The sequence below is a fragment of the Candidatus Soleaferrea massiliensis AP7 genome, assembly GCF_000820765.1.
Classification (GTDB): Bacteria; Bacillota; Clostridia; order Oscillospirales; family Ruminococcaceae; genus Soleaferrea; species Soleaferrea massiliensis.
Map to the genome: position 1 here is coordinate 24296 of NZ_CCYH01000004.1, position 15611 is coordinate 39906.

Below are 15611 nucleotides of genomic sequence, written 5' to 3' on the forward strand. Positions count from 1 at the left end.
AAAAGTAGAAAAAATTTTCAAAATGGACATGAGAAATAAGCCTCTCTCGTCCTTCATTTTTTTGAAATGGAGGGAGGCTTGGTTTTTTGCGCCCATTTTCCATTGTAAAACGCCTGTTTTCTTGAATCAGACGCTGACCGCCGATTTCCCGCAGGTACTTTTATCCTGCGATCTGCAACATAATACGGATTATGTCGCATTGTGCGGCAGGCAAAGAAGGAGGGGCTTCTATCCATTGGAATCGGAACAGATGATAAGCAAAACCGGCGCTGATCCACGGTACAGAGAGCCTGCTCACAGGCGAAAACAGCGATTATTCAGTATCCCCAATATCATCGGGATCATTCTCTGCGTTCTGATGCTCCCCGGATTTCTCATTTCCATGACGCTGTTTATCGGCTCATTGATCCATCCGGGCGTCCCGCCAAGCTGCTTTGGCTACACGCCGCTGATGGTGCAGTCGGGCAGTATGTCTCCTCTGTTTGACGAGGACGACCTTGTGCTGATTCAGAACAGCGCCGATGATGCACTTTATGGAATAGGCGATATTATCTGCTTTCAAAGCGGAGACGCCTATGTGACCCACCGGATCAAGGAAATCACGGCGGACGAGAACGGGAACGCCGTTTATACCACGCAGGGCGACGCCAACAACACGCCGGACAAAGATGCGGTGCGCCCGGATCAGATCCTCGGCGTTTACAAAACGCATTTTAAGGGCATGGGCAGGGCGCTTCTGTTTATCCAAACGCCAGTCGGCATGATCGTCTGCGTGATGCTGCCCATCTTCCTTGTATTCCTGCTTTTCACCGTGCCGCCTCGGATTGCGGCTCGCAAAAAGCGGAAACACATGACTGCCCGCCGTATTCCGAGAGATTTCACGGATGGAAACGGTATGGGCAGCACCCCGGAAGGGCGCAATGAAATTCGGTAATAACCAGGTCGGCCACACGGCTTCGGGGATTACATATATCAAAAATTTTACAGGAGGTCTTACAAATGGCTAAGACAAAAAACAATCGTTTTCTCAAAGTCGCCGGTCTGATGCTGGGCGTCACCATGCTCGCCACCTGTGTTCTCTCTGGGACTATGGCAAAGTACACCTCCACCGGCACCGCTAACTCCGTTACTGCAAATGCCGGTAAGTGGAGCATTACTGTTGACGGAGAGGAATTGGAAGAAACCATGAATCTCAGCATTGCCGATATGACAATCACCGCTGATGAAGCTGTTGCCGGTGGCACTGCGTATGCTGGCACGGCTCCTGTTCCGGGCACTTACGGCTATAAGGCCATCGAAATCAAGAACGAGAGCGTTGTTGACGCAGAGGTTTCCGTTTCGGCTACCGGCGCCACCAATACTGACTCTTCGATTACCGTTGGTTTCGTGAAGTCCATTCCGGATGGCGACGCTATCACGAGCGAAGATCTGAGCAGCACGCCTTTGAAGATCAATGCCGGTCAGACCGAAACCATCTACATCGCTTACAACTGGGAATTTGAAGGACAGGATGATGCTGACACGACTCTCGGTAAAGACACGGGCGCTATCAACTTCGGTTCCATCACTGTTACCGCAACTCAGGCTCAACTGGCTCACTAAGATATTCTCTCAACCGTAAGCAGACGGCCTCAGACTTGCCGCCTGTGGTTGACCCAACTATGGACGGACAGCCTTAGATGTGGCGCTGGGGCTGTCTGCTATGGTTGAACCAAGCATTTAAACCTTTAACGGTACGGCTTGCTGTGCGAAGCAGCCGGCAGGCCGTATCCTTAAGGGCTTAAATCAAGCAATCAAGGAAACGAGGAATGCAGTATGGAAATATGTGAAAGTACAGAACGCAGAAACCGTCCCTTCTTTTCTTGCCTTGCCGCCTCCCTGTCGATCCTGCTGGGGCTGAGCGTCTTTCTCGCCTCTCCCCATGTGGGTACGGCAAAAGCCGACCCGGCTTCCGGGGACGAGGCGTTTTTGATTGTGCAGGATTCGGACGGAAAACGCTGGACGGAGCTTGACGGGCTGAATGTGTTTGCAAATGCGCAGTTCGACGGGAAGTCCATCGTCGTGCCCGGCAGCGAGGGTAATTACACCTTCACCGTGGAGAACACCGCCAACTTCCCATTGAAGTACGAGATCAGCTTCGGGGAGGAAAACGTGGACGGTGTTCCGCTGGAGTTCCGACTGAAAAGTGAGGATGGGTATCTCACCGAGGACTGGACGAGTGCGCCCGAACTTGCCGAAATTGAGGAAGAACTTGCCATTGACTCGAAAGCCGGATACACGCTGGAATGGCGCTGGATATTGAACGGCGATGACGAGCATGACACGGCGCTGGGCAGAAAAGCCGCCGAAACAGAGGTGCCGTATGTTCTGAAAGTAAGCTACGCCGCCGAACAGAACGGCGAGGAGGTCAACCCGCCGCAGCCGGGAAACCCGGATTCCCCGCAGACCGGCGACGACAGCAATCTGCCGCTTTGGATCGCCCTGATGGTCTGCTCCGGCACGGCGCTGCTTCTCACGATGGTTTTGCGTCGCAGAGACGAAAATGAGGCGGAATAAGGTGGCGGCAAGGTTTGGCCGGGCGGCTTCGGCCGTACTGGCGGCGCTGTTTCTCCTGATTGCGGCTCTGCTTTGTTACACGGCGGTCGCACGGGCGGCGGGAAATCCCCTCCCCACGGTTTTCGGCTGGGGCAACGCCGTGGTGCTGTCCGGCAGTATGGAGCCGGAACTTCCGGTAGGTTCGCTGCTTTTAATCCACCGGGAGGAAAGCTACGAAGTCGGAGAGATCGTCACCTATGAAGATGAAAACGGGAGTCTTGTCACCCATCGGCTTGCGTCTTTGGCAAACGGAGAAGCAGTCACGAAGGGCGACGCAAACAACACGGAGGACGCCCCGTTTCCCGTATCGCAGATTTATGGAAAAGTACGGGCTGTGCTGCCCGGCGTCGGCGGCACGATCCTTTGGCTGAAGACGCCGCCGGGCATCTGCACGGTTCTGCTGATCGGAGCAGTCCTGCTCTTTGTTCCGGGAACTATCATTAGAAAGGTGGGCAAAACGCATGACAGATCATAACGACAGACCGATGATCCTGTTGCCGAAGCCGGACACGGTACAGCCGGTTCTTGGGTGGAGCTATCGGGCAAAGCATTTGAAAAAGCGCAGAGGGAGAAAACTGTTCCGGCTGGGCGTATCCTGCCTGTCCATGCTGGTAATCACGGCTCTGCTGTCGGTGGGCGGCACATTCTCGAAATATACCACATCCGGCGGCACGGAGGAGGCTCTTTCTATTCAAACGGGAACATTTGCCAGTTCTGGAGAAGATATTACGGACACTGTAAGAACCAACAAGATGACCTATGGGTTGGCCGACACGGATGTCGTTGTTGCGGCTTTTACGATTAGAAACAGCAAAGCCGGAAAGACCTCCGTCGTTGATTTGAATGTGGATGTGAATTTGATAGGATTGAGTGGTCAATATACGGCACAGGCGCAATTTAGTGGTAGCACTCTTGAATTTCAGACCGAAGAAATGGCAAAGAATGCAAAGTTTGTTTCTGCACTGAAATCCTCACTGAAGGTAGGCACTCTTGAAGATGGTGTTTTTACTCCGCTGGAGCAACAACCAACACCGACTGCAATTACATATTCTGAGGATAATAGCCTTGAGAATCCCGAATATGGTATAATGCCTGCGGCATTTACTCCGTTTCCTTTTGTTGCGGATTGTAGCAACCATTGGAATAATGCCTTCACGATTCTCAGTACTGACAGCCGAACCTATGTTGGCATCATTATAATTGACACAAACATTACAGATGTGGAATATGGCAAACTTACATATACAGGCCCGGATCTCCTGCTCAATGCTGGTAATCAAAATCTTGTAGTGACTGTCAATCAAGCTCGGCTGGGAGACTAAGGAGGCGCTCATATGAAAAAGATATTTGAAAATCGAAAGATACTTTGTGTAGCTCCTTCCCTTCTGTTAATAGCAGTTTTATTAGTTCCTGTTAGCTTAACTGTGGCAAAATACAGCGAGCCGTATAGATACACGGCAAGTGTAACTATTACCGGCTTGAGAGCCGGTGATGAGCCGATATCCGGTGGTGATAATACCCCCGGTATCGTAGATGAAATGCCGAACACAGTCTATCAGGTGCAGCCCGGCGATACGCTTTCCGCTATTGCAGAAAAGTTCCACACAACCGTGGAGGCGTTGGCTGCGTACAACCAGTTAGACGACGCCAATGCGATCCAAGCCGGTATCATCCTGCGCATCCCTCCGGCAGGTTATGTTATTCCTGAGACAGATGCAGATGAAACAGAAGAAACAAGTTCTTCGGAACCGGCGACAGAAACCGATACGACCGAAACGACATCACCTTCCGAGACTCCGAATTCCACAGAACCGGATATTTCCGCTGATTCTGCTTCTTCCTCCGAGCCGACGCCGGAAAGCGAGCCGAGTACGGAGGCCGTTGAAACATCTGGTTCGGCTGAATCCGAATCGTCTGACGGCGATGCTTCAGCGGAAGAAGTAACGAATGACGGGACGGAGTGAACAAAGGAAATTGGGAGTAGTGCTCTTTATAACAGGTCTGGCAGTAGGCGGGGCGGTTTCGTTCTTCCTTGCTGCGGCATTATCGGCACGGCGTGTTTCGCAATATGAGGTGATTACTGCAAAGCTGCGCCAACAGAATAAACGACTTGCGGATTCCCTGCCGGAGAAAACCCTGAAAAGCATTAACGGTTCTGATCACTGCGTATGCTGCGGCGATCCGGTTCCAGAAGGCAATATGGTCTGCACCAACTGCCTGAGAGAAAAGCTGTGATCCACAGCCTGCTTAATTAAGCTTTTTCCCTTTTTTCGGCGGTACTCACTTTAGTGCGAAGGTGAGTACCGCATTTTTTGTGCAGACGCTGAAATGAAATTGATCAAATATGAAAAACGACATCCCCGCTTTATTGCTGAAACGGGAATGTCGTTCCTTTTATCTGTAAATCAGTTCCTTGTTGACGATCTCGGTCGCTCTGTTTCGGATGTTGTTCATCCGCCCGACCCACATCAGTTGATCCTGCGCTTTGAGTTCTTCCGTTACGCCCTCACGCTCTGCCATCTGTTTTACCAGCCGAGAGAACATTTCCTCCGCCTGCCGGTCGATGTCGGCAAGATAGCAGTTCAGCTTACAGGCGGTGAGCAAATTGTAGTATAGAATGCGATGATGTTCTTTCAGATACCGCCTGTGTCGCTGCCCCCAAATGCCTATGGGCTGTTTCTCCTCGGCGGGCAATGTCAGGCAAGGCAGCAGGTAATCTCCATGTCGTTCGTATTTTCCGCCCATCTGCTCAAATAAACTCTTTTCCATTACGAAACCTCCTTGTAATTCACCTTGAATTTCTTGATCGGCGCATTGGCAATCTTTATGAGAATATCGTCAACGGCGTCCGTGTATCTTCCGTCTGCAATCAGCTTGTTCCGCAGATTGTTCAGGCTGTCAATGACGATTCTCCGTTCTTGCTCGTCCAATGCTATGTAGTATTTTGGCTCCCGCATTTCTTCTGCCCTCCTTCGCCCTTATTGTAGCAAAGAGATTTCCATTTGACGAATGTGCGGATTTGAGTACCTGATAGACAGAAAGGCAGCGCAGAAAGCATTTTCGCTCTCTGCGCTGCCCTTTGCCTTTGCTAATGCCGATTCGGTTGATTAAACTGTTGGATTCAAATTACTGCCTTATCTGGCGTTTTCAAAACAGGCTCCCTTTTTTATCATTCATGAACAACAAGCTTCTTCCCATCGTAATCCACAACCAGCGCCGTACGCGGCTTGAGATCCGATGCGATGATCATCCGCGCGATCAGCGTCTCAACATGGCTCTGTACATAGCGCTTGAGCGGCCGCGCGCCGTAAACAGGATCATAGCCCTGGTCAACAATGAAATTCTTGGCCTTTTCGGTCAGCTCAACCTTGAGCTGCTTCTGATCCAGCCGCCGCTGCAGATCGGCCATCACCAGATCGACAATCCGGTAAATCTCATCCCGCGTCAGCGGCTTGTAGAACACAATGTCGTCCAGCCTGTTTAAAAATTCCGGCCGAAATTGACTCTTGAGCAGGGAACTGACCTGCTCCTTCGCCTCATCGCTGATCTGTCCCTCCGAATCGATGCCCTCCAAAATAAACTGCGAACCGAGATTCGAGGTCAGAATGATGATCGTGTTCTTGAAATCCACCGTGCGTCCCTGCGAATCGGTGATGCGCCCGTCGTCCAGCACCTGCAGAAGGATGTTGAACACATCCGGATGCGCCTTTTCAACCTCATCGAACAGCACCACGCTGTATGGGCGGCGGCGCACCGCTTCGGTCAGCTGTCCGCCCTCCTCGTAGCCGACATATCCCGGAGGCGCTCCAATCAGCCGCGATACGCTGTACTTCTCCATATATTCCGTCATGTCAATGCGCACCATGTTGTGCTCGTCGTCGAACAGCGATTCGGCCAGCGCCTTCGCAAGCTCGGTTTTGCCGACGCCGGTCGGGCCTAAGAACAGAAACGATCCGATCGGACGGTTCGGGTCCTTGATGCCCGCACGGGAACGCAGAATCGCGTCGGTTACCTTCTCGACCGCCTCATCCTGGCCGATCACGCGTTCATGCAGGATGTCTCCAAGCTTCAGCAGCTTTTCGCGTTCGCCCTCCATCAGCTTGGCGACCGGGATGCCGGTCCACCGGCCGACAATCCGCGCGATCTGCTCCTCCGTGACCCGGTCGCGCAGCAGCGTGTTCGCGCTCTGGTTGAGTTCGGCCAGCTTCTCTTCTTCCTCCAGCTCTTTGGTGAGCTGCGGCAGCCTGCCGTATTTCAGTTCAGCGGCGCGGTTGAGGTCATACTGCTGCTCGGCCTTCTCGATTTCGGCGTTGACCTGCTCAAGCTCCTCGCGCAGCTTCTGCACCTTGGAGATCGCGTCCTTCTCGTTCGCCCATTTGGCCTTCATCTCCTTGAACTGCTCGCGCTGCTCGGCCAGCTCCTTCTGGATCTCTTTGAGATGCTCCTTCGACAGCGTGTCGGTCTCCTTCTTGAGCGCCGCTTCCTCGATCTCATACTGCATGATCTTGCGGGAGATCTCATCCAGCTCGGTCGGCATCGAGTCCATTTCGGTGCGGACCATCGCGCACGCCTCGTCAACCAGGTCGATCGCATTATCCGGCAGGAACCGGTCGGAGATGTACCGGTGGGACAGCACCGCCGCCGCAATCAGCGCCTGATCCTGAATCTTGACGCCGTGAAACACCTCGTAGCGTTCCTTAAGCCCGCGCAGGATCGAGATGGAATCCTCCACCGTCGGCTCATCCACCATGACCGGCTGGAACCGGCGTTCCAAGGCCGCGTCCTTCTCGATATACTGATGATATTCGTCCAGCGTCGTCGCGCCGATGCAGTGCAGCTCGCCGCGCGCCAGCATCGGCTTGAGCAGGTTGCCGGCATCCATCGAGCCTTCGGTTTTACCCGCGCCGACAATGGTATGCAGCTCGTCGATGAACAGGATAATGCGGCCCTCGCTCTTTTTGACCTCGTTTAAAACGGCCTTGAGCCGTTCCTCAAATTCGCCGCGGAACTTTGCGCCGGCAATCAGCGCGCCCATATCCAGGGAAAACAGCTTGCGGTCCTTGAGGTTATCCGGCACGTCGCCGCGTACAATCCTGCGGGCAAGCCCCTCGGCGATGGCGGTTTTGCCGACGCCCGGCTCGCCGATCAGCACCGGGTTGTTTTTGGTCTTCCTCGACAGGATGCGGATCACATTGCGGATTTCGCCGTCCCGTCCGATGACCGGGTCGAGCTTATGGCTGCGCGCCAGTTCCACCAGGTCCTGTCCGTATTTGGAGAGCGCGTCGTAGGTTTCCTCCGGTGTGTCGCTCGTCACCCGCGTATTGCCGCGCACGCTGGACAGCGCGGATAAAAAGCGGTTGGCGTCGATCGAAAAGCGCTTGAAGATTTCCCGCAGCTCATTGTTCGGATGGCCGATCAGGGAAAGCATGATGTGTTCCACCGAGATGTATTCATCCTTCATGCGCGCCGCCTGCTTTTCAGCGTCTGCCAGCACGGTGTCCACATCGCCCGAGATGTAGATCTTCCCGGCCTCACGGCCCGGGCCGCTGACCTGCGGCAGCTTGTTCACGGCTTCCTGCACCGCGGAAAGGACAGCGGATTCATCCACGTTCATCTTTTTGAGCAGCTGCGGGATCAGCCCGTTTTCCTGTGTCAGCAGCGCGGCCGCCAGATGCTGCTGTTCGATCTGCATATGGCCGTGCTCCAACGCGATATTCTGTGAAAGCTGGATGGCCTCCAGCGATTTTTGTGTGAATTTCTGTGTGTTCATAGCTGATGTCCTCCTAACATTCCAGTCTGAAGGCGATTCTGTTATAATGAAGAAGCCTCCAATGGTTAGTATAGGACTCAAGTGTGATAATATTGTGAATACACGGAAAGTTCATAGAAATAGACAATTTGCGGGTTTTTACAATGGATTCATTCAGACAAATTTCTATAGAATATTTAAGATGGTGAAAACTATCGGTTATCTTGTACATAATCGGAGCTGTCGTTGAAAAAAATCGGAATTTGTGTGTGACAATTCCGTGATGAAAACGTTTATGAAGTGAAGGGGGGCAAAGGAGAATGGAACCCGATGCATTGGAGTCTATCTATCTGTCATACTACCGTGAACTGTACCTCTATGCGCGTTCCCTGTGCGGTGACTGTGCGACCGCGGACGACCTGGTCAGCGAGACCTTTTTGAAAGCCCTCCTTTCCGCCGAACTATCCGGCGATTCCATGAAGTTCTGGCTGTTCCGTGTCTGCAAAAACCTGTGGCTTGATGAGCTGCGAAAACAAAAACGCCACCCATCCTTTGCGCTGCACGAACAGGAATCCTCATCGGAAGAAAGTGCTCTGCAGCAAATCCTGAAAACAGAACAGAATCAGCGTCTGTATGGTGCAATCCTGACGCTTCCGCAGCCATACCGCGAGATTGTGGTGCTCCATTACTTTGGCCAAACCCCCCTGAATAAGGTGGCCGAGCTGTATGGAATTTCTCCGGGGAACGCGCGCACCCTGCTTTACCGTGCCAGAATCAAACTTAGAAACATCCTGAAAGAAGGCGGTGAATGATGATGAAACCCTTTGAAGATATTGTCCGGCGCTACCTTGCCGGAACAGCCAGCGAAGAGGAAATCGCGCTGGTGGAAGAGGAGGTCAAGAAAAGCGAACTGATCAACGAGCTGATCTCTCAAAATATTCTGCTGGAACTGGAAAACAGCCCTGCGGATGAATCCAAGAGCAGGCGGGAGGTTTCCCGGGTCCGCAAAAAAATCAATTTCAAGATTGTCCGCATCACCCTGCTGATCGGCATGCTGGCGCTCGCGGTAATCCTCACATCCGTTTGGGCGGTCGACCTGTACTGCAAAAACAGCAGCTATGATCCATCCGTCATCCTGAATCCGGATGAGGATTATCCCATCAACAAGCTGCAGCTGGACATGTCGGTCTATCTGGAGCTGACCCGCGGGCTGTATGTCACAGATACCACGGTCACGCCGCGGGGCTTTGGAAACTATGATTTCCGGTTTCAGCTAAGCAACCGGTTCGACCGATATAAAACAATGGTGGACGGCTCTATCAGCCGGAATTCGCTGAAAGAAGTACAGAATAACTTTAATTGGCCCACTTCATATTCACAATCAGGAAACCCGCCTGATGAGCTTAAACGTTTGCCGGAGACGGCGATTGTCGATGCGACTATTTCCGTGCGGGACCCCATACCATACGACGATCTCTGGGGACAGATGGTTGAAAATTTGATGATCAAATATGTTAAGGTGCAAACCATAGAATTCTCACCGGAACTGGGTGGCCAAGCATGGCTTGGTTTTTTCCCGAAATATGAAATCCCCTTTTATGAAAACGCATATGATAAGGAAAGATATCCCGGCCTTTATGGAGAAACGGAACTTGATCCGTCCACGAGGCTTATTTCGATGATTCAATATATTATCGATCAGAAAGATTTTCTGGAAGCTTTTCAAATCGATGACGATATCATCTGGGTTAACTTGTCTTCCGCAGAATACTTCAAACCAGCTGCTGAACAGCTTGAAAAAGCCAAAGCTTATATTGAAAAAAACGGCGTCAATATCTGTTCCATGCGGGTGGTTGGCAGCTGCGACCAGATTCTGGAACTGCTCGATTCGCTTGGCCATAATGTCCGCTATGTTTCGATTGATGACGTTAAGCTTTCTGAATATGCAAAGTAGTTTCACGTGTTTACCAGCACAGACCAGAATAAACAACTCCCCTCTTCTTACCCCCGGCAGAAGGAGCGGCAGAGATAACTCTGCCGCTCCTTCTCTTTCCCTGCGATATACGTAGCCAAATTTATAAGTATTGGTTCACAAGTTTTACGTGAAGCAACCACCTCCATGTTGTTTTCTTCTCATGCAAATAAAAAGACACCCCTGTTTGTAGTTCCACAAACAGGGGTGTCTGAACAGTTTTGCTTGTATGTGCTTATTTCTTGGAGAAAGTCAGGGTTGCGCCTGCGCTCTCCATGGTGATGCTGCCGTTTTCATAGGTGCACTCCTGATCCTGGCCTTCGATGCTCAGGGTCAGCTTGCTGCCATCCAGCTTGTAGGTGCCTTCCTGTGTGACTTCCGCAGCGGTCATGGACATCTTGCTGTCGGCTTTGAACTCCATTTTGATTTCGCCGAAGAGCGAAGTGACCTGTTCGCCGGTGACTTCCTGTCCGCCGGATTTTCCGCTGGTCAGTGTCCAGGTGGTGTTTGCCAGATCGTCGCCGCCTTCTGCTTTGCTTCCACAGCCTGCGAATACCAGTGTGCAGATCATGAGTACGGAAAGTACGAGTGAGATTGCTTTTTTCATTGTCTAACGACTCCTTTAATATTTTTTCAAGTGGTCCCGTATATTATACAGAATTTGGCGGCATCCGTCAAGTGCCGCGAAAAACGCGCCGGATGCCTGTCTATTGCTGTTTTGTATAAAAAAATCTTCTGGTTGCGGCCTGAATCTGCAGTCTTGCAAAAACGCCTGTGCAGGCGTACCTATTATATGGATATTGTTCCGTATAAAAGCCACAAAAAAACGGGGAAAAGACACACAGAAATCTCCCATGTGCCCTTTCCCGTTTGATGCGGAAAACGATGGTTTAACCGCGGAGAATCTCAAATTTGAGCGCAACCAGGTCAAAAATGTTGATGATGCCGTCCGCATTGACGTCGGCCGCCAGTTTCTGGTCATCGACAAAGTCTGTGCGTCCCAGAATCTGCGATTTCATGAGCAGAAGGTCCTGCACACCCAGCGTCTCATCGCCGTTCACGTCGCCCTTGAGCGTCGGGATGTCGTAGGCGGTATAAATCTGGATATCGTCGAAGCTGGTCGCTGTGCGTGTCGTGAATACGCCGGTTTTTCCTTCCGGGAACAGGTTCTTATCGGTTGCGGAGACAATCTCCTTGCCGTCCAACAGCAGCCTGATCGTATTTCCGGTCACCGTGACGCCCAGGGTATACCATTTGTTCAGATCCAGCGTGGTGTTCTTGGTCACCAGGTTGGTGAACTGTCCGTTGACCCGTTTCTCAATCTTCAGCAGATTGCTGTAGTAGCTGACCACATAGTAGTTGCTTGGGTCCTGATACCGGAACATGATGCCCGCGCCGCTCAGATTGCTTGCCTGTGCATGCATCTTGAATCTGGCCGAAATGTCCAGATCACCGCGCAGCACGCCCTGCCGGATGCAGGCAACGTTTGCATTCTCCGCAGCGCCCTGCGACTGTTTCAGGACATGATTGCCGCCGTCGTCCACGATCGACCAATTGCCTGCGCTCGGGTTGCCGATCATCAGGGTCGGCTCCCAGTCCGCCGGGAACTGCTGGTCCTCGAAGTCCAGCGCCTCCTTGACAATCTCCTGTTTGCGCGTGCTGGCGCTGAGGCTGAAATCGTCAAAGTCGGCGTCGCAGCGCATGGTGTAGACGCCCACCTTTCCAGATGGGAAGAGGTTGTCGCTGGCGGTGAACTGCTCCACGCCGTCGAGCGTGACGGTCATCTGCTTACCCTTCACGGTCAGTCCCAGCTCATACCACTGGCCGTCCTTCAAGGTCATGTTTTTAGAAACAACGGTGGAATAGTTTCCGCCGATGCGCTTTTCAATCTTGAGCACCTTGTTGTAGTAACAGGCGACATAGTAGTTGCCGTTGTCCTGATAACGGAACATCATGCCCGCGCCGTAGCTTCCGTTGTGGGCGTTCATCCGGAATCTGGTGGACATCTGCAGGTCGCCCGACACCCGGTTGCTGCGCAGGAACGCGACGTTGTTGTTGTTATTTGCGCACAGGGACTGGTTCAGCACCTTGCCTTCGCCGTCGTCCTTGATGGTCCAGTTGCCGGCGCTCGGCGCGCTCATCTGCATTTCCGCCCGCCAGCCGTTCGGAAGCTGTCCGCTTTCGTAGTCGTTGGACTCTATCTCGCGAAGCTCCCGTCTGGGCTCCACCGTGACGGTCTTCGTATCCGACAGCGTGACGCCGCCGAAGCTTACCGTGACGGTGAGGGTGGTCTCTCCCGGGAAGTTGGCCGTCACGACGCCGTCCTGGTCCACCGAGAGGATGTTGTCGTTGCCGGATTGATATACCACGCTGGAGTTCTGGTCGTTCATGTAGAGCTGCACCTCTTTGTTGACCGAAACGCCGGCGCGGGCCGTTCCACCGTTCAGCACGCTGTCTGTAACACTGAGCTTTACACTGGTCAGCGTTCCTGTATTCTGGGCGAGCGGTTCATTGGTGAAGCGGTACATGTCGTTTTCCTTCATCCAGAGTGCGGTGTAGGAGTACGCAATGTGGCAGGCCACCCATTCCTCGCGGGAATAGAAGGTGTCCTCGTTCGAAGCCTGGTAATACCGTCCGTCCTCGGAGCGCGCCTGCATGCGCAGCATCTCCTGGCTGCGGGCCTTGGCGAACTCGATTGCCTTGGTGGAGCAGTTCGCGTCCTCGCCGAAGACATATGCCACGATATCCATCAGCTGGTAGTTTGCCTGGCGCTGTCCGCCCCAGTCGTTGCCCTGCGGGTAGTACATCCTGTGGCTGGCGCTGCCGTCCTCGTTTCTTGTGTAGAAGGTGCCGCCCGGCTTCTGGTACTGATCCGGTGAAAAATACAGGTCGGTCAGCGCGTAGTACAGACGGTCGCCGTTGAAGCGCGCGGCCATCGGGATCTCCCTGCCGGCGTAGCCGTAGGCCCAGGCGTTCATGTAGTTCTGCATGATGGCGACCATATAGTCCGCATGCACGATGTCGTGGTTGATGACCGTGCCGTCCAGCTCCATATTCGAGCCGTTCAGAACGCGGTTCAGCTGCATGCCGTTGACGACCTCGCGGCTGTCCATATCGTCCGGCGCCGCAAAGGCGGAAATCTCAAGCTCAACCATCTTGCTGACCCATTTGTCATAGTTTTCATGGTTTGGCATCATGGCTGTCGCAAACTGCAGGATGTTGGCGTTCCAGGAATTCTCCTCCGCTTTGGAATCTCCCGCATAGTTGACCTTGCCCTCCCGGTCTTTGTAATACGGGACATCATAGCTGATGAAGCGGTTCGACTCATAGACGGTCATGTTTTTCACATATTCCCGATCCTGTTCGGAAAGCTTGTCCCACATCATCCAGCCGGCCTGCGCCACCTGGCTGGCCCAGAACGCGCTCTGCCAGGCATCGCCCCAGCCGCCGCTGGAGTTGGATTTGTGCCGGTAGGCAAGGGAGCCGATCAGCCGCAGCGTGATCTCCTCCGCCTTTTCTGCCGAAACGCCGGTATATTCGGGATCATAGACGTTCAGCCGCAGCGAGGTCGCGAGCGCCATCGCCTCATGCGAGACCGGGCGGATGTTGTTCTCGCCGGTTCCGCCGAAGGTCAGGTATTCGCCGGTCTGGGATGCGAATTTTTTGATGTCGTTGTACCAGCTTGTCACCGCATACTTGTTGGAATTCAGGAGGATCTGCGCGGTGTCCCTGGAAAGCTCGTCGGTCAGCGGCGCGGTGTCCATGGAATCCCAGTCGATGGGAACAACTTCGTCGCTGTAAGCTTTTTGGGGCGGTGTCTGGGCCAGCGCGAACGATCCGGCGCTGAAACCGGAAAGAACGCAGGCCGAGGCCAGCACGCCGCAAAGCAGCCTGGTCAGTCTTTTTTTCATACTTGGTCCTGCCTTTCTCTTTTGGAAGTGTTTTCCTAAAGGAATCGCTTCCTTTTTTCTCTGTGTTTTTATATCCATGATTCATTTAACACGTTAAATGAATCTGCACCAATATTATAGCATACCGCGTCTGTGAATACCATATAAAATTCTACGCAGTTTGCAGCAAATTTCTACGTTTCTGAAAGCACAGGCCGCGTCCATTGCCATTCGCGGTTATTTTGCAGAAATATTCTGAAATTTGCGTAAAAAGCCCTTGCGCCGGCATGCAAATCGCGGTACAATAAGGATGAAAAACGCCGAAAATTCCCGATCATAACGCGGCGTTTCATCCTCGAAACAAACGGCTGAGGGCCGACAGGCGGTTCCAGTGCGGTCATGACGGCAGCTTCGGGAATGCCGGCCCGGAAAATTCATATTTATTCATTTTAGAAGATGGATATGAATACAGTCCGCATCCGTTTAGAGGATTTGAGACGGCCTGCCGCGCAGGGCCGCCCTTACAGTATGTGCGCGGAGAAATGGCGGTAATGACAATGGATAAAGTATTGATTGAAACATCAGCGCGTCACGTTCATGTGACCGAAGAGGATTTGAAGACGCTGTTTGGCCCGGATGCCAAGCTGACCGTCAAAAAGATGCTGTCCCAGCCGGGCCAGTTTGCCAGCAACGAGCGCGTCACCGTGGTCGGACCGAAGAAGGAGTTCCCGAACGTCTCGATTCTCGGACCGTGCAGAAGCGCAACGCAGGTGGAGATCTCCCTGACCGACGCGAGAAGTCTTGGCATCGCGGTTCCGGTGCGCCAGTCCGGCGACGTCAAGGGCAGCGCGCCCTGCAAGCTGGTCGGCCCGTGCGGTGAGGTGGAGATCGGCGAGGGCGCCATCGCAGCGATGCGCCACATCCACATCACGCCCGAGGATGCGGAGAAGTTCGGCCTTTCGGACAATCAGGTCGTTTCGGTCAAGGTGGATTCCGACGGCCGCAGCCTGATCTTCGGCGATGTCGTGGTCCGTGTCAGCGAGAAGTTCGCTACGGCGATGCACATCGACACCGACGAATCCAACGCGGCGGGACTCGGCCCGAATGTCTACGGTGAGATCATCAAATAATTGTTCCCGCAATGCCGGCTACGGCATCGGGTTTTCGGAAAAGGGCAGCCGGGGTTTCCGCGCTGCCGCTTTTCGTGCCTTCCCACAGCGGAGGTGTATCCGCGCGGGCGCCGGACATGTATGGGAAATCCTGTCGGCAGCCGGAATTTATGCGCTGCCGTTTGCCGAGCCTTCCAGCATTTGCAGCATTTCCAAGCGGGTGCCGGATGCTTATGAGCTGAGCCTGCCATCTGTGGGATTTATCTGCCGCTTTTCGTGTCTTCCCGTAGCCGCTG

15 protein-coding genes are annotated in these 15611 nt (G+C 53.3%); 10 read left to right on the plus strand and 5 right to left on the minus strand.

Going from position 1 to position 15611, the window contains the following annotated elements; genetic code table 11:
* Positions 1 to 382: 382 nt before the first annotated feature.
* The 7 genes from BN348_RS14015 to BN348_RS13725 all read left to right on the plus strand — a co-directional run bounded on the left by BN348_RS14015 (position 383) and on the right by BN348_RS13725 (position 4830).
* Positions 383 to 934 (plus strand): signal peptidase I, encoded by a 552-nt coding sequence (locus BN348_RS14015; protein WP_197068246.1) that lies wholly within the window; start codon positions 383 to 385, stop codon positions 932 to 934.
* Between the two features lie 65 nt (positions 935 to 999).
* The gene (locus BN348_RS00415) at positions 1000 to 1602 is read left to right on the plus strand and encodes a hypothetical protein (protein ID WP_040195503.1); all 603 of its coding nucleotides are present in this window, start codon (positions 1000 to 1002) and stop codon (positions 1600 to 1602) included.
* Positions 1603 to 1815: 213 nt separating this feature from the next.
* Positions 1816 to 2556 (plus strand): hypothetical protein, encoded by a 741-nt coding sequence (locus tag BN348_RS00420; protein WP_040195504.1) that lies wholly within the window; start codon positions 1816 to 1818, stop codon positions 2554 to 2556.
* Position 2557: 1 nt separating this feature from the next.
* Complete coding sequence (locus BN348_RS00425) at positions 2558 to 3070, plus strand: signal peptidase I (RefSeq protein WP_052446580.1); 513 nt, start codon at positions 2558 to 2560, stop codon at positions 3068 to 3070.
* On the plus strand, positions 3057 to 3917 hold the full coding sequence (locus BN348_RS00430; RefSeq protein ID WP_040195505.1) for a hypothetical protein: 861 nt from the start codon (positions 3057 to 3059) through the stop codon (positions 3915 to 3917). Before BN348_RS00425 ends, BN348_RS00430 begins: the two co-directional genes overlap by 14 nt.
* Positions 3918 to 3929: 12 nt before the next feature.
* Entirely contained in the window at positions 3930 to 4559 is a 630-nt protein-coding gene (locus tag BN348_RS00435) for a LysM peptidoglycan-binding domain-containing protein (RefSeq protein ID WP_040195506.1), read from the plus strand.
* A gap of 10 nt (positions 4560 to 4569) precedes the next feature.
* On the plus strand, positions 4570 to 4830 hold the full coding sequence (locus BN348_RS13725) for a hypothetical protein (protein WP_156136351.1): 261 nt from the start codon (positions 4570 to 4572) through the stop codon (positions 4828 to 4830).
* A 159-nt stretch (positions 4831 to 4989) separates the two neighbouring features.
* Here BN348_RS13725 and BN348_RS00440 read toward each other — a convergent pair whose 3' ends face one another.
* The 3 genes from BN348_RS00440 to clpB all read right to left on the minus strand — a co-directional run bounded on the left by BN348_RS00440 (position 4990) and on the right by clpB (position 8365).
* A complete protein-coding gene (locus BN348_RS00440; RefSeq protein WP_040195507.1) occupies positions 4990 to 5364 on the minus strand; it encodes a TnpV protein in 375 nt (124 codons plus the stop codon).
* A complete protein-coding gene (locus tag BN348_RS00445) occupies positions 5364 to 5552 on the minus strand; it encodes a hypothetical protein (protein WP_040195509.1) in 189 nt (62 codons plus the stop codon). The genes BN348_RS00440 and BN348_RS00445 overlap by 1 nt, the downstream gene beginning before the upstream one ends.
* Before the next feature lie 212 nt (positions 5553 to 5764).
* Positions 5765 to 8365: an ATP-dependent chaperone ClpB gene (clpB, locus tag BN348_RS00450; protein WP_040195510.1), complete on the minus strand. Its 2601-nt coding sequence runs from the start codon at positions 8363 to 8365 to the stop codon at positions 5765 to 5767.
* 299 nt (positions 8366 to 8664) lie between these two features.
* Here clpB and BN348_RS00455 point away from each other — a divergent pair, with 299 nt between their 5' ends.
* A complete protein-coding gene (locus tag BN348_RS00455; protein ID WP_040195511.1) occupies positions 8665 to 9156 on the plus strand; it encodes an RNA polymerase sigma factor in 492 nt (163 codons plus the stop codon).
* A gap of 2 nt (positions 9157 to 9158) precedes the next feature.
* Positions 9159 to 10298 carry an anti sigma factor C-terminal domain-containing protein gene (locus tag BN348_RS00460; RefSeq protein ID WP_197068247.1) on the plus strand — a complete coding sequence of 380 codons (1140 nt, stop codon included), beginning with the start codon at positions 9159 to 9161 and terminating at the stop codon, positions 10296 to 10298.
* A 253-nt stretch (positions 10299 to 10551) separates the two neighbouring features.
* Here BN348_RS00460 and BN348_RS00465 read toward each other — a convergent pair whose 3' ends face one another.
* Both BN348_RS00465 and BN348_RS12765 read right to left on the minus strand, forming a co-directional pair.
* Positions 10552 to 10923, minus strand: coding sequence for a lipocalin family protein (locus tag BN348_RS00465; protein WP_040195513.1), 372 nt, complete (start codon positions 10921 to 10923; stop codon positions 10552 to 10554).
* A gap of 283 nt (positions 10924 to 11206) precedes the next feature.
* Entirely contained in the window at positions 11207 to 14227 is a 3021-nt protein-coding gene (locus BN348_RS12765; RefSeq protein ID WP_052446581.1) for a 3-keto-alpha-glucoside-1,2-lyase-like domain-containing protein, read from the minus strand.
* Between the two features lie 530 nt (positions 14228 to 14757).
* Here BN348_RS12765 and pduL point away from each other — a divergent pair.
* A complete protein-coding gene (pduL, locus tag BN348_RS00480) occupies positions 14758 to 15336 on the plus strand; it encodes a phosphate propanoyltransferase (RefSeq protein ID WP_040195516.1) in 579 nt (192 codons plus the stop codon).
* The last annotated feature ends 275 nt before the right edge of the window (positions 15337 to 15611 follow it).

Bases quoted from the DNA above. Each gene is read 5' to 3' on its own strand.
- BN348_RS00460 (WP_197068247.1), top strand. From the start codon at position 9,159: ATGAAACCCTTTGAAGATATTGTCCGGCGCTACCTTGCCGGAACAGCC.
- BN348_RS00415 (WP_040195503.1), top strand. From the start codon at position 1,000: ATGGCTAAGACAAAAAACAATCGTTTTCTCAAAGTCGCCGGTCTGATG.
- BN348_RS14015 (WP_197068246.1), top strand. From the start codon at position 383: ATGACGCTGTTTATCGGCTCATTGATCCATCCGGGCGTCCCGCCAAGC.
- pduL (WP_040195516.1), top strand. From the start codon at position 14,758: ATGACAATGGATAAAGTATTGATTGAAACATCAGCGCGTCACGTTCAT.
- BN348_RS00455 (WP_040195511.1), top strand. From the start codon at position 8,665: ATGGAACCCGATGCATTGGAGTCTATCTATCTGTCATACTACCGTGAA.
- BN348_RS00430 (WP_040195505.1), top strand. From the start codon at position 3,057: ATGACAGATCATAACGACAGACCGATGATCCTGTTGCCGAAGCCGGAC.
- BN348_RS00465 (WP_040195513.1), bottom strand. From the start codon at position 10,923: ATGAAAAAAGCAATCTCACTCGTACTTTCCGTACTCATGATCTGCACA.
- BN348_RS00445 (WP_040195509.1), bottom strand. From the start codon at position 5,552: ATGCGGGAGCCAAAATACTACATAGCATTGGACGAGCAAGAACGGAGA.
- BN348_RS00420 (WP_040195504.1), top strand. From the start codon at position 1,816: ATGGAAATATGTGAAAGTACAGAACGCAGAAACCGTCCCTTCTTTTCT.
- clpB (WP_040195510.1), bottom strand. From the start codon at position 8,365: ATGAACACACAGAAATTCACACAAAAATCGCTGGAGGCCATCCAGCTT.
- BN348_RS00435 (WP_040195506.1), top strand. From the start codon at position 3,930: ATGAAAAAGATATTTGAAAATCGAAAGATACTTTGTGTAGCTCCTTCC.
- BN348_RS00440 (WP_040195507.1), bottom strand. From the start codon at position 5,364: ATGGAAAAGAGTTTATTTGAGCAGATGGGCGGAAAATACGAACGACAT.
- BN348_RS12765 (WP_052446581.1), bottom strand. From the start codon at position 14,227: ATGAAAAAAAGACTGACCAGGCTGCTTTGCGGCGTGCTGGCCTCGGCC.